Raw genomic sequence first — 17821 nt, 5'->3', positions numbered from 1 at the left:
GGAGCGGGCGCGCGCCGTGGCGCGCCCGGGTATCCGGGGCCGCTCCGGGGCCGGCCGCGTTCCGTGCGGATCATGGCACCAGTGTCGCGCACGGGGGCGTACGGGCGGCGGGCCCCCGGGCGCGGGGTCACTCGCCTGGATCACGGCCGCGCCGTCCCGCCAGGTGGGCCGCCGCCTCGTGCATGGCCAGCTCCAGGACGCCGGGGTCCGTGAGGTTGCCGGTGCCGTCCGGCGGCACGAGCCAGCGGACGCCGCCCGTGGCGCGGCCGGGGTAGGGGACCACGATCCAGGTGCCGGGGCCCGCGGTGCGGACCCCGGTGCCGATCCAGCGGGCGGCGGTGCCCGGGGGCACGAAGTAGCCCATGCGGGAGTCGCCGAAGTCGGCCAGGACCGGGCCCGGGCGGTCGACGAGACGGGTGAGGACGTCGAGCGTCGGGTAGCCCAGTTCGCCGGTGAGGATGAGGACGTCCCACAGCCGCCCGGCGGGCAGGAGCGTCACCCCGAGGGGGTGCCGCTCCCATTCCCACCGGGTGGCGTCGGGGTCGGGTGCCACGGAAACCAGCCATTCGACCGCGCCCCGCGCGTCTGTGCCCACCATGCCGGTTCCTCCGTTCCGTGTGTGCGCTGTCGTGCTGTCACGCGGAGAGAGGAGGCCGGGCCCGGATCATTACGCGGGTTTCACCACGCCCGATGGGGTGATGCGGCTCACAGGGTGCGCGGGCGGTGCGGCAGGGGCGGTCAGCTGTCGAAGCCGAGGCCGAGCCGGTCCATCGTCTTCAGCCACAGGTTGCGCCGGCCGGCGTTGCGGTCGGCGCGGTCCAGCGACCACTTGGTGAGGCCGATGCCCGCCCACGCCAGGGGCTCGGGCGGGAAGGGCAGCGGCTTGGTGCGGACCATGCGCAGTGCGGTGCGGTCGGTGCGCTCGCCGGAGAGCAGGTCGAGCATGACGTCCCCGCCGAAGCGGGTGGCGCCGACGCCGAGGCCGGTGTAGCCGGCGGCGTAGGCGACCTTCCCGTCGTGGGCGGTGCCGTAGAAGGCGGAGAAGCGCGAGCAGGTGTCGATCGCGCCGCCCCAGGCATGGCTGAAGCGCACGCCCTCCAGCTGCGGGAAGCAGCGGAAGAAATGCCCGGCGAGCTTCAGGTAGGTCTCCGGGCGTTCGTCGCGTGCGGATTCCAGGCGGCCGCCGTACGGGTAGATGGCGTCGTAGCCGCCCCACAGGACGCGGTTGTCGGCGGTGAGCCGGAAGTAGTGGAACTGGTTGGCGCTGTCGCCGAGCCCCTGGCGCTTCTTCCAGCCGATCGCGCCGAGCTGCTGCGGCGTCAGCGGCTCGGTCACCAGCGCGTAGTCGTACACGGGGACGATGTAGGGACGCACCCGGCGCACCAGCGAGGGGAAGACGTTGGTGCCGAGCGCGACGTGCCGGGCGAAGACCCGCCCGTACGGGGTGCGCACGGCCATGCCGGAGCCGTTGCGGGCGAGCTGGGTGGCGCGGGTGTGCTCGTAGACGCGTACGCCCAGTTCCTCGCAGGCCCGCTTGAGGCCCCAGGCGAGCTTCGCCGGGTGCAGCATGGCGACGCCCCTGCGGTCCCACAGCCCGCCGACGAAGGTCGGCGAGTCGACCTCGGCACGGACCTGGTCACGGTCGAGCAGCTCCAGTTCGACGCCGTGCCGGGCGGCCTCCTCGGCGGAGGCCCGGAGGTCGTCGAGCTGGTAGGGCTCGGTGGCGACGTCGATCTCCCCGGAGCGTTCGAAGTCGCAGTCGATGGAGTAGCGGTCCACCGCCTCCTCGATGCCGTCGAGGTTGCGGTTGCCCAGCTCCTCCAGTCGCCCGAACTCCTCGGGCCAGCGGGCGAGTCCGTTGGCCAGGCCGTGGGTGAGGCTGGCGGCGCAGAAGCCGCCGTTGCGGCCGGACGCCGCCCAGCCCACCTCCTTGCCCTCGATCAGGACGACGTCGCGGCGCGGGTCGCGCTCCTTGGCGAGCAACGCGGTCCACAGCCCGGTGTAGCCGCCGCCGACCACCAGCAGGTCGCAGTGCTCGTCGCCGACGAGGGCGGAGCCGGCCTGCGGCCTGCCGGGGTCCTCCAGCCAGAACGGTGTCGGCTGCGCGTCGGCGAGCGAACGGGCTGGATCCATGGGGTCTCACACCTTTGCGGATGCGGTCGGCGGATTAACTATGGGCTTTCCTGCGGCGGCTGAGCAGCTGTCCGACGACGACGCACAGCACCGCCACGACGAACATCAGCGTGCCGATGACGTTCACCTGGACGGGCAGGCCCTTCTGGGCCGCGCCCCAGACGAACATCGGGAAGGTCACGGTGGCCGGGCCGGCGTTGAACTGCGTGATGATGAAGTCGTCGATGGAGATCGCGAAGCTGAGCAGCGCTCCCGCCGCGATGCCGGGCGCGGCGATCGGGAAGGTGATCCGCCAGAACGTCGACCACGGTGTGGCGTACAGGTCCTGGGCGGCCTGCTCCAGTCGCGGGTCCATGCTCATCACGCGCGCCTTGACCGCCGTCACGACGAAGCTGAGGCAGAACATGATGTGCGCGATGAGGATGGTCCAGAAGCCGAACTGGATGCGCATGTTGAGGAAGAGGGTGCCGAGCGAGGCGCCCATGACGATCTCGGGCATCGCCATCGGCAGCCAGATCAGGCCGGTCACCGGGCCCCGGCCGCGGAAGCGGTAGCGGCCGAGCGCGAAGGCGACCATGGTGCCGAGGATCGTGGCGCCGATGGTGGCGAGCACGGCGATCTCCAGGGACAGCGACACCGAGTCGCACATGTCGCCGACACCGCAGGGGTTGGCCCAGGCGTCGAGCGAGAAGTGGTTCCAGGAGTAGTTGAAGCGGCCCTTGGGCTGGTTGAAGGAGAAGATCAGGACGATCACGTTGGGGATCGTCATGTAGGCGAGCGCGGCCGCGGCGGCGAAGACCACGAGGCGCCGACGCACCCAGTTCAGCACGGGCATCAGACCAGTTCCTCCGTCCCCGCCTTGCGGATGTAGATGGACACGATCACCAGGATCGCGGCCATGAGCATGAAGGACAGTGCGGCGGCGGTCGGGTAGTCGAGCACCGTGAGGAACTTGGACTGGATGACGTTGCCGATCATCTGCTCGCTGGGACTGCCCAGCAACTCGGCGTTGATGTAGTCGCCGGAGGCGGGGATGAAGGTGAGCAGCGTGCCGGCCACGACGCCGGGGAGCGAGATCGGGAAGGTCACCTTGCGGAAGGTGGTGAAGGGCCGGGCGTACAGGTCGCCCGCCGCCTCGTGCAGCCGCGGGTCGATGCGCTCCAGCGAGCTGTAGAGCGGCAGGATCATGAAGGGCAGGAAGTTGTACGTCAGACCGCACACCACCGCCAGCGGGGTGGCGAGCACGCGGTCGTCGGCGGTGATGCCCAGGGACGCGGTGACGCTGAGGATGTGCAGCTTGTCCAGCACGGTGACGACGTAGCCGTCGTCCGCGAGGATCGTCTTCCAGGCCAGGGTGCGGATCAGGAAGCTGGTGAAGAACGGCGCGATGACCATGACCAGCAGCACGTTCCGCCAGCGGCCCGCCTTGAAGGCGATGGTGTACGCCAGCGGGTAGCCGATCGCCAGGCACAGCACGGTGGCGATGCCGGCGTAGGTCAGCGAGCGCAGGTAGAAGACGTCGTATTCCTTGAACGCGTCCCAGTAGGTCGCGAAGTGCCAGGTGACGCGGTAGCCGGTCTCCAGGGAGCCGGTCTGCACCGAGGTCGAGGCCTGGTAGACCATCGGGGCGGCGAAGAAGACCAGCAGCCACAGGATGCCGGGCAGCAGCAGCCAGTAGGGGACGAGTCTGCGCCGCCGGGCGGCGCCGGCCGGGACCGGCGGGGTCTCCTCCGGCGCCCCGGCGGGGGCGGTGGACAGGGCGGCCATTACGCGTTGACCTCCCCGGCCTCGATGTCCTGCGCGGCGTCGAGACCGAAGGTGTGCGCGGGGCTCCAGTGCAGCACCACCTCGGCGCCGGGGGCGAGACGGCCGTCGCGCTCGACGTTCTGCGCGAAGACGGCCAGCTCCGGGCACCAGGGGCTGTTGACGACGTACTGGGTGGAGACGCCGATGAAGCTGGCGTCGACGATCCGCCCGGTGATCTTGTTGCGGCCCTCGGGGACCTCGGCCGCGTCGTCGGCGTGGACGATGGAGATCTTCTCGGGGCGCACCCCGGCGAGGAGCTTGTCGCCCGCCTGCACGGAGGGGACGCACCGTGCGGTGGGCATCGCCAGACGGCCGTCACCGACGCTGAGCAGCAGGTCGTCGCCGCTGGTACCGGCGACCTCGGCCTCGATGAGGTTGGACTGGCCGAGGAAGTTGGCGACGAAGGTGGTGCTGGGGTTCTCGTACAGGTCGGTGGGCGCGCCCAGCTGCTCGATGCGGCCCGCGTTCATCACGGCGATGGTGTCGGCCATGGTCATGGCCTCTTCCTGGTCGTGCGTGACGTGCACGAAGGTGATGCCGACCTCGGTCTGGATGCGCTTGAGCTCCAGCTGCATCTGACGGCGCAGCTTCAGGTCCAGGGCCCCCAGCGGCTCGTCGAGGAGCAGCACCTTGGGGTGGTTGATCAGGGCACGGGCGACGGCGACGCGCTGCTGCTGGCCGCCGGAGAGCTGGTGCGGCTTGCGGCGGGCGAGGTGACCCAGCTCGACGAGGTCGAGCATGTCCCCGACCTGGCCCTTGACGGACTTGATGCCGCGGCGGCGCAGGCCGAAGGCGACGTTCTCGTAGATGTCCAGGTGCGGGAAGAGCGCGTAGTTCTGGAAGACCGTGTTGACCGGGCGCTTGTACGGCGGCAGGCCGGTGACGTCCTGGTCGCCGATGCGGACGGTGCCGCTGCTGGGGTCCTCCAGACCGGCGATCATGCGCAGCGTGGTGGTCTTGCCGCAGCCGGAGGCGCCCAGGAGGGCGAAGAAGGAGCCCTCGGGGATGGTGAGGTCGAGCGGGTGGACGGCCGTGAAGTCGCCGTAGTCCTTGCCGATGCCGGTGAGGGTCACGGCGCCGCCCGCGGAGGCGGGGTCCTTGCCGCCGGCCGGCTCGGTGAGCGGTGCGGTCTGCTGGGTCATGTCGTCAGATCCCTAACTGCGGTGGCCGGTCAGGCGCCGATGAGCTTGGCGAACTTGTCCTCGAAGGCGGTCTCCTCCTTGGAGGAGAGCGACCGGAAGGGATGGGCCTTCGCCTTCATCTCCGCGTTGGGAATGATCAGCGGGTTGTTGGCCACGTCCTTGTCGATCTTGAGGAGTTCCTCGTAGACGCCCGTGCAGGGCGTGATGTAGTTGACCCATGCCGCGAGCTCGGCGGCGATCGCGGGCTGGTAGTACCAGTCCATGAGCCGCTCGGCGTTCTTGCGGTGCTTGGAGCCCGCCGGGACCAGCATGTTGTCGGTGGAGTAGATGTAGCCGGCGGGCGGGATCACGAACTTGATCTCGGGGTTGTCGGCCTGGAGCTGCACCAGGTCGCCGGCCCAGGCGACGCAGGCGGCGATGTTCCCCGAGGCGAGGCCGTCGGTGTACTCGTTGCCGGTGAACTGGCGGATCTGCTTGTTGTCCACGGCCTTCTGGACGCGGGCCACGGCCGCGTCGAAGTCGTCCGCGGTGAAGGACTCCGGCCGCTTGCCCATGTCGAGCAGGGTCATGCCTATGGTGTCGCGCATCTCGCTGAGCATGGCGACGCGGCCCTTGAGGTCGGGGTCGTCCAGCAGCTGGGAGACGCTGCCGACCTTCTTCCCCTTGGTCGCCTTCTCGTTGTAGGCGATGACGGTGGCGATGCCCTGCCAGGGGTAGGAGTGGGCGCGTCCGGGGTCCCAGTCGGGGTTGCGGAAACGTTGCTCCAGGTTGGTGAACGCGTTCGGCAGGTAGGTGGGGTCCAGCGGCTGGGCCCAGCCCAGGCGGATCATCCGGGCGGCCATCCAGTCGGTGAGGACGACCAGGTCGCGGCCGGTGGACTGGCCCGCGGCGAGCTGTGGTTTGATCTTGGCGAAGAACTCGACGTTGTCGGTGATGTCGTCGCTGTACTTGACCTTGATCCCGGTCTTCTTCTCGAAGGCCTCCAGGGTCGGCATGTGCTTCTCGTCGTCGCTCATGTCGATGTAGAGCTGCCAGTTCGAGAAGACCAGCGACTTGTCCTTGTCGGACAGGTCGTCGCTCTTCACACCGCCCTGGTTGTTGGTGGCGGCCGGGATGCCGCACGCGGCCAGCGCCCCGGCGCCCGTGACACCGAGCCCCGCGCCGAGCACCCGGCGCCGGCTGACCGATGCCCTCCCGTTGGTCAGGCTGCGTTCCCACGCTTTGCGTACGGGCTCGGACAGGCCCTCGAACATCTCCATTGCGGTGCGGCCTCCAGGGGCGGTGGTGCGTGGGACGGACGGGCTAGCGGGCCGGTGGGGGGCGGTCCCGGAGGGGCCGGCGGCCGAAGGGTCAGCGGTCGCCGAAGATCGTGCGGTGCCAGTCCTTCCTGGCGACCGCGGTGTTGTCGTACATCACGTGCTTGACCTGCGTGTACTCCTCCAGGGAGTACACCGACATGTCCTTGCCGTACCCGGAGGCCCGGTAGCCCCCGTGCGGCATCTCGCTGATGATCGGGATGTGGTCGTTGACCCAGACGCACCCCGCCTTGATCTCACGGGTGGCACGGCCCGCACGGAAGACGTCACGGGTCCACGCGGACGCGGCCAGACCGTACGGCGTGTCGTTGGCCAGGGCCAGACCTTCATCATCGCTGTCGAACGGCAGCACGACCAGTACCGGCCCGAAGATCTCGGACTGGACGATCTCGCTGTCCTGCGCGGCGCCGGTGACCAGCGTGGGCCGGTAGAAGGCGCCCGCCGACGCGGGGGCCTGCCCGCCGGTGACGACCGTGGCGTAGGAGCGGGCGCGCTCCACGAAGCCGGCGACGCGGTCGCGCTGGGCGTGGGAGATCAGCGGGCCGAGGTCGGTCTTGGCGTCGAAGGGATCGCCCACGCGGATGCCGGAGAAGAGGTCGGCGACCCCGGCGACGAAGGCGTCGTAGAGGGGGCGCTGCACGTAGGCGCGGGTCGCTGCGGTGCAGTCCTGGCCGGTGTTGATCAGGGCACCGGCGACCGCGCCGTGGACGGCCGCCTCCAGGTCGGCGTCGTCGAACACGACGAAGGGCGCCTTGCCGCCGAGTTCCAGGTGGAGCCGCTTGACGGTGGCGGTGGCGATCTCCGCGACGCGCTTGCCCACCGCGGTGGAGCCGGTGAAGGAGGTCATGGCGACGTCCGGGTGCCCCACCAGGTGCTCGCCCGCCTCCTTGCCGGCGCCGGTGACGATGTTGACCACGCCCGCCGGGATGCCCGCCTCGGTCGCCGCCTGGGCGAACATCAGCGAGGTCAGCGGGGTCAGCTCGGCCGGCTTGAGCACGATGGTGTTGCCCGCGGCGATCGCCGGGAGGACCTTCCAGGCGGCCATCTGCAGCGGGTAGTTCCACGGAGCGATGGAGCCCACGACGCCGACGGGCTCGCGCCGCACGTAGGAGGTGTGGTCGCCGGAGTACTCCCCCGCCGCCTTGCCCTCCAGGTGGCGGGCGGCGCCCGCGAAGAAGGCGGTGTTGTCGACGGTGCCCGGGACGTCGAACTCGGTGGTCAGCCGGAGCGGTTTGCCGCACTGCAGCGACTCGGCGTACGCGAACTCGGCGGCCCGCTCGGCGAGGACGCCGGCGAAGCGGTGCATGGCGTCGGAGCGCGCACCGGGGGTGGCGCCGGCCCAGCCGGGCAGCGCCTGCGCTGCGGCGGCGACGGCGGCGTCCACGTCGGCGGTGCCGGCCAGTTCACAGGAGTACACGGTCTCACCGGTGGACGGGTCGACGACGGGGTGCCGCCGGCCCGAGGTGCCGGGGCGCAAGGTTCCGCCGATGTACTGGGCCCCCTCGGCGAAACGCTCCCTCACATCGAACTCGCCGTTCGCGCTGAGGTCCATCGTCTTCTCCTCGCACTCGGCTCGGCGGCGTGGCCAAAGCCTTGATTGGTGGACGATCCTGACAGAGTAGGCTCGCCCCAACAAGTGATTCCGTTGTTGCCTTTTGGTTACGCGACGAATTCTGTGTTCACCTGACGGCCCGCAACAGATCGACACCGTGGACGATGCCGGGCGCCACGTGCACCGGGCAACCGACACATCGCATGCCGTGCGACGGGGGCCTTTACACCCTGGAGCTACGGTGGCACGACGTTCCGCCCCCGTTCCGCCCCGGAGGTCACCGTGTTCCCCACCGTCGCCGAGGTCCTGGAACTGGACGTGCTCAGGCGGGGTTCGCCGCAGGTGGTCGCGGGCTCCGGCGGACTGCAGCGCCCGGTGCGCTGGGTGCACATCAGCGAGCTGGCCGACATCGCGGGGATGCTCCACGGGGGCGAGCTGGTCCTCACCACGGGCGTGATGCTGCCCGACGACAAGGAGTCCCTGGCCCGCTACATCGACGGCCTCGCCGACGTCGGCGCCGCGGGCCTCGTCGTCGAACTGGGCCGGCGCTACGCGGACGCCCTCCCCCGCCCCCTGGTCCGGGCCGCCGAACGGCGCGGACTGCCGTTGGTGGCACTCCGTACCGAGGTGCGCTTCGTGGCGGTGACCGAGGCCGTGCACGCCCACGTCGTCGACGCCCAGCTGACCGAGCTGCGGGCGTCGGAGGCGGTGCACCAGATCTTCAACGAGCTGTCCGTCGAGGGCGCGGAGCCCGAGGAGGTCGTGCGCGAGGTGGCCCGGATGGCGGGCGCGCCCGTGGTGCTGGAGAACCTCTCCCACCAGGTGCTCGCCTTCGACCCGGCCGGCCAGGACCCCGAAGCCCTGCTCGACGGCTGGGAGCGGCGCAGCCGCGGCGTCCACCCGGCCGGGCGCACCGGCCACGACCCGCGCACCGGCTGGCTGGTCACCGGCGTGGGGGCGCGCGGCCGCGACTGGGGCAGGCTGGTGATCGTCGGCGAGCCCGCGCCCGACGAGGAGCCGGAACCGGGCGAACGCCCGCACCGGCACAGCGTGCTGCTGGAGCGGGGGGCGGCCACCCTCGCGCTCAACCGGCTGCTGGAGCGCGACCGGGAGTCCCTGGAACGGCAGACCCACCGCACCCTGCTCTCCGGCATCCTCACCCACGCCCTGACCGTCTCCGACGTGGCGCTGCGCGCCCGCGCCCTGGGCGTGCCGCTGGAGGGCCGGCGGCTGGTCGGCGTCATGCTGCGGCTGCGCGGCGGACCGGCCTCGGCCGCCCTGGAGGCGCAGGCCCGGCTGCGGGACTTCACCGAGACCGCCGCCCAGGCCGTGCGCGAGCGGGGCCTGACCGCGCTCACCGGCACCCTCGACGACGGCGGTGTCGGCGTGCTGGTCTCCCTCGGCCCGTCCGACCACGAGCACACCGCACTGGAGGACTTCGCCGCCGCGCTCACCCGGCTGACCGAGCCCGCCCCCGACGGCGGTCCCGCCTTCGTCATGGCGGCCGGCTCCTCCGTCGGCTCCCTGCGCGACGCCCGGCGCACCCTGCTGGAGGCGGCACAGGTCGCGGACGCCGCGATGCACGGCGGGCGCAAGGCGGGCACCTATTACCGGCTGCCCGACGTCCGGCTGCGCGGCCTGCTGCACCTCCTGCGCGACGACGCGCGGCTGCAGACGTACGTCGAGCGCGAACTCGGCCCGCTGCTCTCGTACGACGCCGAGCACGGCACGGACCTCGTCCGGATCCTCACCGTCTACCTGGACGCCGGCCGCAACAAGTCGGCCGCGGCCGACGCCGCGCACCTGTCGCGGCCCTCCTTCTACGACCGGCTGCACCGGGTCGAGCGCGTCCTCGGCATCGACCTGGACCAGGTCGAGTCCTGCCTCTCGCTGCACGTGGCCCTGCTGGCGCTGGACGCGGTGCGGCGCTGAGGCGACCCCGCGGCGCCCCCGTTACGGGACGTCCAGGTGCCAGTAGGTGTAGTCGTAGTCGAAGCCGGGGGCGACCTCGACCTGGAACGTGCCGTCCTCGTCGTCCTTGGGCACGAGTACGGTGATCTCCCTTGTCGCGCGCTCCCCCGGCGACAGTTCGTCGGGCAGGCCCACACCGGCGGTCAGGTCGGTCAGGCTCTCGTCCTCGAAGTCGTCCGCGTAGGCCGAGACTTCACTCTCGCCCAGGTCGGCGGTCGTGTCGCCGGTGTTCTCCAACTCGACGGAGAAAGTGACGGCGGTGCCGCCGTCGAGCTGGCTCTCCGGGAGGACGATATCCCGGTGGACGTCCGACAGCGTGACGTGGACCCCGTCGTCGTAGAGCGCGGTGCCGTCGACGTCCAGCGGCGCCGCCCAGTCGCCGTTCCGGGAGGTGATGAGGTCGTCGCCGGACCCGTCGAACCAGCCGTCGTCGATCCCGCTGAACACCAGGGCGATCATCGCGACCGACAGGCCGATGGAGACGATCCCGAGGATGAGGCCGGTCAAGGCCTGCGGCCGGTTGGTCGCCTCGCCGCGCCGGGCGATCCGCAGGCCGACGATGCCGCAGACGACGGCCGCGATGCCGAGCGGGAGGCCGAGGAAGGCCCCGAAGCAGGAGACGGCCAGGACGGCGCCCACGATGCCCATGATCATCGCCGTCAGGCCGGCGCCGTTGCGGGCGACGGGCGGCGCCCATCCGCCGTAGGGGCCCACCGCGTAGCCGGGCTGGGCGGGGTAGCCCGGGTGGGCGGGGTGGCCGGGCTGGGCCGGGTAGCCGGGGTACGCGGGGTACTCAGGCTGAGTGGGGTGGCCCGGGTAACCGGGGTAACCGGGGAAACCGGGGTGGTAGCCCGGGTAGCCCGGGTACGTGGCGTGGGGCGGTTGCGGCGGCACGGCCGCCGCAGCGTCCGGGGCCGGCGGGGCCCAGGGATCGCGCGGCTGCTGCTCGGGCCCGGGCGCGGGTGCGTCCACGGGTACCGGGCGCTTGGTCAGCGTCACGTGCTCCTGCGGGGCCTGCGGTACCGGCGGCACGGGCGGCGCCCAGGGGTTGTGCCCGGCCGGCGCACCCGCCTGCCCGTACCCGGGGGCGACCGGCACCGGCGGCGCCCACGGATCCCGCGGCCCGGGCACCTCCGCGGGCGGCGCGCCGGCAGGCGCGTCAGGAGCGACCGGAGCATCCGCCGCACCGACCACGGCATGCGAGCCGTCACCGGGCTCGGCATCGGCGACCGGCGCGTCAGCAGGCGTCGCGCCCTCCGCACGAGTCACGCTTCCCGGCACCCCCGCGCCCTCGACATCGGGAGCCGCCGAGGCATCCCCACCCGGAGCGGCGCCGGGCTCGGCCTCCGCGACCGGCGCGTCAGCGGGAGTCGCGCCCTCCGCGGGCGGCGCGCCGGCAGGCGCGTCCGGGGCGACCGGAGCATCAGCCGCACCGACCACGGCATGCGAGCCGTCACCGGGCTCGGCATCGGCGACCGGCACGTCGGCAGGCGTCACGGCCTCCGCACGAGTCACGCTTCCCGGCGCCCCCGCGCTCTCGACATCGGGAGCCGCCGAGGCATCCCCACCCGGGGCGGCGACGGATGCGGCGTCCGTGGGCGCCGCAGGCGCCGGGGCGGGCAGCTCGAAGTCGGATGCGGGCCGTGCGTCCGCCGGGGCCGCCGAGGACGACGGGGCCGCCGCTTCGGGGGTGTCGCTCGCGGCGTCGCGCGGCGTCGGGTGCTCGGGCTCGTGGGACATCGCTGCCTTCCTGCTGACTACGTCGGGCAATGCTATGGCCTGCGAAGACGCCGGACGGAGGCAATTTCGCGTTTACGATGGCGGTTGCCGCCGACCCCGCAGGAGGATCGCCCCATGTCCGACACCGCGTCAGCCCTCGACGCCTTCATCGCGGGACTCCCGAAGGCCGAGCTCCACGTGCACCACGTCGGCTCGGCCTCACCCCGCATCGTGGCGGAGCTGGCCGCGCGGCACCCGGATTCCAAGGTGCCCACCGACCCCGCCGCCCTCGCCGAGTACTTCAGCTTCCGGGACTTCGCCCACTTCATCGAGGTCTACCTGTCCGTGGTCGACCTGATCCGCGACGCGGAGGACGTGCGTCTGCTGACGTACGAGGTCGCCCGCGACATGGTGCGCCAGAACATCCGTTACGCCGAGCTGACCGTCACCCCGTACAGCTCGGTCCGCCGCGGCATCCCGGACAAGGCGTTCGTGGAGGCCATCGAGGACGCCCGCAAGGCGGCCGAGGCGGAGCTCGGCATCGTGCTGCGCTGGTGCTTCGACATCCCGGGCGAGGCCGGGCTGGCCTCCGCCGAGGAGACCGCGCGCATCGCCACCGAGCTGCAGCCGGACGGGCTGGTCAGCTTCGGCCTCGGCGGGCCGGAGATCGGTGTGCCGCGTCCGCAGTTCAAGCCGTACTTCGACCGCGCCCGCGCCGTCGGCCTGCACAGCGTGCCGCACGCGGGCGAGACCACCGGCCCGCAGACGATCTGGGACGCGCTGAACGAGCTGGGCGCCGAGCGCATCGGCCACGGCACCAGCGCCACCCGGGACCCGCGCCTACTGGACCACCTGGCCGAGCACCGCATCCCGCTGGAGGTCTGCCCGACCTCCAACATCGCCACCCGCGCCGTCGCCACGCTCGACGAGCACCCCGTCAAGGAGATGGTGGCCGCGGGTCTGCTGGTCACCGTCAACAGCGACGACCCGCCGATGTTCGGCACCGACCTCAACACCGAGTACGCGGTGGCCGCGCGGCTGCTGCAGCTCGACGAGGGCGGGCTGGCCCAGCTCGCCAGGAACGCCGTGGAGGCCTCGTTCCTCGACGCCCCGGGCAAGGCGAAGCTCACCGCCGAGATCGACTCCTACCTGGCGGGATGGCAGCGCTAGCGGTCGCCCACCGCGGCGACCCGTACCGCCACCGCGAGAACACCCTGCCCTCGCTGCGCAGCGCGCTGCGCGCGGGGGCGGACGCGGTGGAGATGGACGTACGGCTGAGCCGCGACGGTGTGCCGGTGCTGCTCCACGACCCCACGCTGAAGCGGCTGTGGGGCGTGGACTCCGCCGTCGCCGGCCTCGCGGCGGGCCGGCTGCCGCCGGGCGTGCCGACCCTCCACGAGGCGCTGGCCGCCGTGGACGGCTGCCGGGCCCTGGTCGACCTCACCCTGCCGGAGTCCGCGGGCCCGGTGCTGTCCGCGGTCCGGGACGCGGGCGCCGGGGACCGTACGTACTACTGCGGGGAGGCGGCCGCCGTGCTGGCGGTGCGGGACCACGACCCGGCCGCCGAGATCGCACTGACCTGGAAGACCTCCGCGCCGGTGCCGCCGCTACTGCTGTCGGAGCTGCGTCCGCGCTGGATCAACCTGCGCTTCGGGCTGGTCCGCGCGCCCCTGGTGGAGTGGGCGCACGGCGAGGGCCTGCTGGTCGGCGCGTGGACGGTGGACCTGCGCCGGACGATGCGACGGCTGGAGCGGCTCGGCGTGGACGCCGTCACGAGCAACCGCATCGACGTGCTGCGCGCGGAGTTCGGCAGCCGGTGAGCTTCTCCCACCCGGCCGCGGTCTGCTCGCCGTACGGCCCCGGACCCGGGCGACCGCCGGTCCGTCAGGCGAGGGCCGGCTCGGCCGGCACCGTGCCGGAGCGCTCCAGCCGCTTGATCATCCGCCGCAGGACCAGCAGCGGCACGATGCCGAGGACGCCGAAGGCCATGTCCACGGGCATCCACCACAGCGGCAGGCCGCGCAGCGGGATGCAGATCGCGGCGAGCGGGATGATCCCGACGCAGGCGATCATGGCCCACTCCACGATCCAGATGTTGCGCACCGGATCGCGCCAGACGCCGTAGAAGGCCACCGCGATCACCAGGTGCGCGAAGGCGAGCCAGTCGGTCCCGTACATCATGAACGGGTACTTCGCGTCGGTGGCGTCCAGCCCCTCCCGCACGTGGGAGATCCAGTCACCGACGGCTCCCGGCAGACCCCAGCCGTCCACCCACCGCACCTCGTGCACGAGCGGGAACGCGGTGGCGCCGCTCAGCACCAGGCACACGACGAAGACAACCAGCCATGCGCGTATGCGCTGTTCGAGGGCTCTTCGATACTCCATGGAGCGGAGCGTACGCGCGCATGCCACGGCCCCGGACACGGGGGCCGGTCCGGGGCCATGGCGGGCTCGCGCCCTGTGGCGTCAGCCGTCCAGGGACGTCATGACGTGCTTGATGCGGGTGTAGTCCTCGAAGCCGTAGGCGGACAGGTCCTTGCCGTAGCCGGACTTCTTGAACCCGCCGTGCGGCATCTCGGCGACCAGCGGGATGTGGGTGTTGATCCACACGCAGCCGAAGTCGAGGCGCTTGGACATGCGCATCGCACGGGCGTGGTCCTTGGTCCACACCGAGGAGGCGAGGGCGTACTCGACGCCGTTCGCCCACTCCACGGCCTGGTCCTCGTCGGAGAAGGACTGGACGGTGATGACCGGGCCGAAGACCTCGTTCTGGATGATCTCGTCGTCCTGCTTGAGGCCGGAGACGACGGTCGGGGCGTAGAAGAAGCCCTGCTCGCCGACCCGGTGGCCGCCGGCCTCGACCTTGGCGTGCGCCGGGAGGCGCTCGATGAAGCCGGTGACCTGGGCGAGCTGGTTGGCGTTGTTCAGCGGGCCGTACAGCACGTCCTCGTCGTCCGGGGCGCCGGTCTTGGTGTCGGCGGCAGTCTTGGCGAGCTGGGCCACGAACTCGTCGTGGATCGACTCGTGGACCAGGACGCGGGTCGCGGCGGTGCAGTCCTGGCCGGCGTTGAAGTAGCCGGCGACGGCGATGTCCTCGACCGCCTTGGCGATGTCGGTGTCCTGGAACACCACCACCGGCGCCTTGCCGCCCAGCTCCAGGTGGACCCGCTTGACGTCCTTGGCGGCGCTGGCCGCCACCTGCATGCCGGCCCGGACCGAACCGGTGATGGAGGCCATCGCGGGGGTCTCGTGCTCGACCATCAGGCGGCCCGTCTCGCGGTCGCCGCAGACGACGTTGAAGACGCCCTTGGGCAGGATCCCGCCGATGATCTCGGCGATCAGCACGGTGGAGGCCGGGGTGGTGTCCGAGGGCTTCAGCACGACCGTGTTGCCCGCGGCGATCGCCGGGGCGAACTTCCACACGGCCATCATCATCGGGTAGTTCCACGGGGCGACCTGGGCGCAGACGCCGACCGGCTCACGGCGGATGATCGAGGTCATGCCCTCCATGTACTCGCCGGCCGAGCGGCCCTCGAGCATGCGGGCGGCACCCGCGAAGAAGCGGATCTGGTCGACCATCGGAGGGATCTCCTCGCTGGCCGTCAGCCCGATCGGCTTGCCGGTGTTCTCGCTCTCGACGGCCACGAGCTCGTCCGCCCGCGCCTCGAAGGCGTCGGCGATCTTCAGCAGCGCCTTCTGGCGCTCGGAGGGCGTCGTGTCGCGCCAGGCGGGGAAGGCGGCCGCCGCGGCGGCCATGGCCGCGTCGACATCGGCGGCGGCGGAGAGCGGGGCGGTCGCGTAGACCTCGCCGGTGGCGGGGTTCACCACGTCGGTGGTGCGCCCGTCGGCGGCGTCGCGGAATTCTCCGTTGATGTGGTTGCGCAAGGTACGGAGCTCGCTCACTGCACCTCTCCCTGTTCCTGTCCGATGTGTGAGACGGACCCCAGCCTACCTGCAGCACTGCCGTATTCGACATAGCCGAAACTCCGAAACAATGGATTCCGTGAGTTTCGAGCCCCAAAACCACGGATTTCATCGATCGGGGCTTGCGTGACGGCTGACCTCTCGTGCAGAGTGGGGTGCGTGGCCACTCGTACTCCGGATCACAGGGGCGCCAACGGCGCCTTCGTGATCGATTCCGTCTCCAAGGCGATCATCGAACAGCTCCAGGAGGACGGCAGGCGTCCGTACGCCGCCATCGGCAAGGCCGTGGGCCTGTCGGAGGCGGCCGTACGGCAGCGCGTCCAGAAGCTGCTCGACCAGGGCGTCATGCAGATCGTCGCCGTCACCGACCCGCTCACCGTGGGGTTCCGGCGGCAGGCGATGGTCGGCATCAACGTCGAGGGCGACATCGAACCCGTCGCCGACGCGCTCGCGGAGATGACGGAGGTCGAGTACGTCGTCGTGACCGCGGGCTCCTTCGACCTGCTGATCGAGATCGTCTGCGAGGACGACGACCATCTCCTGGAGACGATCAACAAGCGGATCCGCACGCTGCCCGGCGTGCGGTCCACCGAGAGCTTCGTCTACCTCAAGCTCCGGAAGCAGACCTACACCTGGGGAACCAGATAGCCATGAGCGCGGACCTTTCCAAGACCGCGTACGACCACCTGTGGATGCACTTCACCCGCATGTCGTCGTACGAGAACGCCCCTGTGCCGACCATCGTGCGCGGCGAGGGCACGTACATCTACGACGACAAGGGCAAGCGGTACATCGACGGCCTCGCGGGGCTGTTCGTGGTCAACGCCGGCCACGGCCGCGTGGAGCTCGCCGAGACCGCCTACAAGCAGGCCCAGGAGCTCGCCTTCTTCCCGGTGTGGAGCTACGCCCACCCCAAGGCCGTCGAGCTCGCCGAGCGCCTGGCCGACTACGCCCCCGGGGACCTCAACAAGGTCTTCTTCACCACCGGCGGAGGCGAGGCGGTCGAGACCGCCTGGAAGCTCGCCAAGCAGTACTTCAAGCTCAAGGGCAAGCCGACCAAGTACAAGGTCATCTCACGCGCCGTCGCCTACCACGGCACCCCGCAGGGCGCCCTGTCCATCACCGGCCTGCCGGGACTGAAGGCCCCCTTCGAGCCGCTGGTCCCCGGCGCCCACAAGGTGCCCAACACCAACATCTACCGCACCCCGCTCTTCGGCGACGACCCCGAGGCCTTCGGCCGCTGGGCCGCCGACCAGATCGAGCAGGAGATCCTCTTCGAGGGCCCCGACACCGTCGCGGCCGTCTTCCTCGAGCCGGTGCAGAACGCCGGCGGCTGCTTCCCGCCCCCGCCCGGGTACTTCCAGCGGGTCCGCGAGATCTGCGACCAGTACGACGTGCTGCTCGTCTCCGACGAGGTCATCTGCGCCTTCGGCCGCCTGGGCACCATGTTCGGCTGCGACAAGTTCGGCTACGTCCCGGACATGATCACCTGCGCCAAGGGCATGACCTCCGGCTACTCCCCCATCGGCGCGTGCATCATCTCCGACCGCATCGCCGAGCCCTTCTACAAGGGCGACAACACCTTCCTCCACGGCTACACCTTCGGCGGCCACCCGGTCTCGTCGGCGGTCGCCCTGGCCAACTTCGACATCTTCGAGCGCGAGCAGCTCAACCAGCACGTGCTCGACAACGAGGGCGCCTTCCGCGCCACCCTGGAGAAGCTCCACGACCTGCCGATCGTCGGCGACGTCCGCGGGAACGGCTTCTTCTACGGCATCGAGCTGGTGAAGGACAAGGCCACCAAGGAGACCTTCACCGACGAGGAGACCGAGCGCGTCCTGTACGGCTTCCTCAGCAAGGCGCTCTTCGAGAACGGCCTCTACTGCCGCGCCGACGACCGCGGGGACCCGGTCGTGCAGCTCGCGCCGCCGCTGATCGCCGACCAGTCGACCTTCGACGAGATCGAGGGCGTCCTGCGCACCGTCCTCACGGAGGCCTGGGCCAAGCTCTGACGGTCCCCGCCGGAACACGGGATCCAGCGGCCGGGGTCGCCCTCCGTCGACGGAGGGCGACCCCGGCGGCTCGTCAGGCAACCCTCACTTCAGGGCGACCCGGTCCCCGCCCGCCGCGACGGGCGCGACGGTCGTGGTGCCGGCGAAGGCCCACCGCCAGAAGCCGACCGCCTTGGCGGTCGCGGTGCGGATAGCCGACGAAGGTGGTGGCGGCGTCGGTCGTGGCCCGGGCGAGGCGGCCGGTGA

At 71.3% G+C, this 17821-nt stretch carries 15 protein-coding genes; 5 read left to right on the top strand and 10 right to left on the bottom strand.

The window, feature by feature from the left end:
• Window positions 1–127: 127 nt before the first annotated feature.
• The 7 genes from AC1VWI_RS31065 to AC1VWI_RS31035 form a co-directional block, all read right to left on the bottom strand.
• On the bottom strand, window positions 128–598 hold the full coding sequence (locus AC1VWI_RS31065; RefSeq protein WP_499514293.1) for a hypothetical protein: 471 nt from the start codon (window positions 596–598) through the stop codon (window positions 128–130).
• Between the two features lie 140 nt (window positions 599–738).
• A complete protein-coding gene (locus AC1VWI_RS31060; RefSeq protein ID WP_499514292.1) occupies window positions 739–2133 on the bottom strand; it encodes an NAD(P)/FAD-dependent oxidoreductase in 1395 nt (464 codons plus the stop codon).
• A gap of 34 nt (window positions 2134–2167) precedes the next feature.
• Window positions 2168–2968 carry an ABC transporter permease gene (locus AC1VWI_RS31055; protein WP_499514291.1) on the bottom strand — a complete coding sequence of 267 codons (801 nt, stop codon included), beginning with the start codon at window positions 2966–2968 and terminating at the stop codon, window positions 2168–2170.
• On the bottom strand, window positions 2968–3900 hold the full coding sequence (locus tag AC1VWI_RS31050) for an ABC transporter permease (RefSeq protein ID WP_499514290.1): 933 nt from the start codon (window positions 3898–3900) through the stop codon (window positions 2968–2970). Before AC1VWI_RS31050 ends, AC1VWI_RS31055 begins: the two co-directional genes overlap by 1 nt.
• On the bottom strand, window positions 3900–5081 hold the full coding sequence (locus AC1VWI_RS31045; protein WP_499514289.1) for an ABC transporter ATP-binding protein: 1182 nt from the start codon (window positions 5079–5081) through the stop codon (window positions 3900–3902). The genes AC1VWI_RS31050 and AC1VWI_RS31045 overlap by 1 nt, the downstream gene beginning before the upstream one ends.
• A gap of 29 nt (window positions 5082–5110) precedes the next feature.
• The gene (locus tag AC1VWI_RS31040) at window positions 5111–6340 is read right to left on the bottom strand and encodes an ABC transporter substrate-binding protein (RefSeq protein WP_499514288.1); all 1230 of its coding nucleotides are present in this window, start codon (window positions 6338–6340) and stop codon (window positions 5111–5113) included.
• 91 nt (window positions 6341–6431) lie between these two features.
• Entirely contained in the window at window positions 6432–7949 is a 1518-nt protein-coding gene (locus AC1VWI_RS31035) for a gamma-aminobutyraldehyde dehydrogenase (protein WP_499514287.1), read from the bottom strand.
• 282 nt (window positions 7950–8231) lie between these two features.
• Here AC1VWI_RS31035 and AC1VWI_RS31030 point away from each other — a divergent pair, with 282 nt between their 5' ends.
• Entirely contained in the window at window positions 8232–9881 is a 1650-nt protein-coding gene (locus tag AC1VWI_RS31030) for a PucR family transcriptional regulator (protein WP_499514286.1), read from the top strand.
• A gap of 21 nt (window positions 9882–9902) precedes the next feature.
• On the opposite strand, the gene AC1VWI_RS31025 is transcribed toward AC1VWI_RS31030, so the two are convergent.
• Window positions 9903–11660, bottom strand: a complete 1758-nt coding sequence (locus AC1VWI_RS31025) for a DUF4190 domain-containing protein (RefSeq protein ID WP_499514285.1) — start codon at window positions 11658–11660, stop codon at window positions 9903–9905.
• Between the two features lie 114 nt (window positions 11661–11774).
• Between AC1VWI_RS31025 and AC1VWI_RS31020 the strand changes: the two genes are divergently transcribed.
• Both AC1VWI_RS31020 and AC1VWI_RS31015 read left to right on the top strand, forming a co-directional pair.
• Window positions 11775–12809, top strand: coding sequence for an adenosine deaminase (locus tag AC1VWI_RS31020; RefSeq protein WP_499514284.1), 1035 nt, complete (start codon window positions 11775–11777; stop codon window positions 12807–12809).
• A complete protein-coding gene (locus tag AC1VWI_RS31015) occupies window positions 12797–13459 on the top strand; it encodes a glycerophosphodiester phosphodiesterase (protein ID WP_499514283.1) in 663 nt (220 codons plus the stop codon). Before AC1VWI_RS31020 ends, AC1VWI_RS31015 begins: the two co-directional genes overlap by 13 nt.
• Before the next feature lie 64 nt (window positions 13460–13523).
• On the opposite strand, the gene AC1VWI_RS31010 is transcribed toward AC1VWI_RS31015, so the two are convergent.
• Window positions 13524–14024: a hypothetical protein gene (locus AC1VWI_RS31010; RefSeq protein ID WP_499514282.1), complete on the bottom strand. Its 501-nt coding sequence runs from the start codon at window positions 14022–14024 to the stop codon at window positions 13524–13526.
• An 81-nt stretch (window positions 14025–14105) separates the two neighbouring features.
• Window positions 14106–15542, bottom strand: coding sequence for a gamma-aminobutyraldehyde dehydrogenase (locus AC1VWI_RS31005; protein ID WP_499514281.1), 1437 nt, complete (start codon window positions 15540–15542; stop codon window positions 14106–14108).
• Window positions 15543–15713: 171 nt separating this feature from the next.
• On the opposite strand from AC1VWI_RS31005, the gene AC1VWI_RS31000 reads away from it, so the two are divergent.
• Entirely contained in the window at window positions 15714–16211 is a 498-nt protein-coding gene (locus tag AC1VWI_RS31000) for an Lrp/AsnC family transcriptional regulator (protein WP_499514280.1), read from the top strand.
• Between the two features lie 2 nt (window positions 16212–16213).
• Window positions 16214–17575 (top strand): aspartate aminotransferase family protein, encoded by a 1362-nt coding sequence (locus tag AC1VWI_RS30995; protein WP_499514279.1) that lies wholly within the window; start codon window positions 16214–16216, stop codon window positions 17573–17575.
• Window positions 17576–17821: the final 246 nt, after the last annotated feature.

This window comes from Streptomyces sp. TOM-9, from assembly GCF_056858595.1.
Note: the sequence above shows the minus strand (reverse complement) of the source record. Positions and strands in the feature narration are given on the sequence as shown.

Excerpts from the sequence above, each read along its gene's own strand:
- AC1VWI_RS31065 (WP_499514293.1), bottom strand. The coding sequence starts at position 598 with ATGGTGGGCACAGACGCGCGGGGCGCGGTCGAATGGCTGGTTTCCGTG.
- AC1VWI_RS31060 (WP_499514292.1), bottom strand. The coding sequence starts at position 2,133 with ATGGATCCAGCCCGTTCGCTCGCCGACGCGCAGCCGACACCGTTCTGG.
- AC1VWI_RS31055 (WP_499514291.1), bottom strand. The coding sequence starts at position 2,968 with ATGCCCGTGCTGAACTGGGTGCGTCGGCGCCTCGTGGTCTTCGCCGCC.
- AC1VWI_RS31050 (WP_499514290.1), bottom strand. The coding sequence starts at position 3,900 with ATGGCCGCCCTGTCCACCGCCCCCGCCGGGGCGCCGGAGGAGACCCCG.
- AC1VWI_RS31045 (WP_499514289.1), bottom strand. The coding sequence starts at position 5,081 with ATGACCCAGCAGACCGCACCGCTCACCGAGCCGGCCGGCGGCAAGGAC.
- AC1VWI_RS31040 (WP_499514288.1), bottom strand. The coding sequence starts at position 6,340 with ATGGAGATGTTCGAGGGCCTGTCCGAGCCCGTACGCAAAGCGTGGGAA.
- AC1VWI_RS31035 (WP_499514287.1), bottom strand. The coding sequence starts at position 7,949 with ATGGACCTCAGCGCGAACGGCGAGTTCGATGTGAGGGAGCGTTTCGCC.
- AC1VWI_RS31025 (WP_499514285.1), bottom strand. The coding sequence starts at position 11,660 with ATGTCCCACGAGCCCGAGCACCCGACGCCGCGCGACGCCGCGAGCGAC.
- AC1VWI_RS31020 (WP_499514284.1), top strand. The coding sequence starts at position 11,775 with ATGTCCGACACCGCGTCAGCCCTCGACGCCTTCATCGCGGGACTCCCG.
- AC1VWI_RS31015 (WP_499514283.1), top strand. The coding sequence starts at position 12,797 with ATGGCAGCGCTAGCGGTCGCCCACCGCGGCGACCCGTACCGCCACCGC.
- AC1VWI_RS31010 (WP_499514282.1), bottom strand. The coding sequence starts at position 14,024 with ATGGAGTATCGAAGAGCCCTCGAACAGCGCATACGCGCATGGCTGGTT.
- AC1VWI_RS30995 (WP_499514279.1), top strand. The coding sequence starts at position 16,214 with ATGAGCGCGGACCTTTCCAAGACCGCGTACGACCACCTGTGGATGCAC.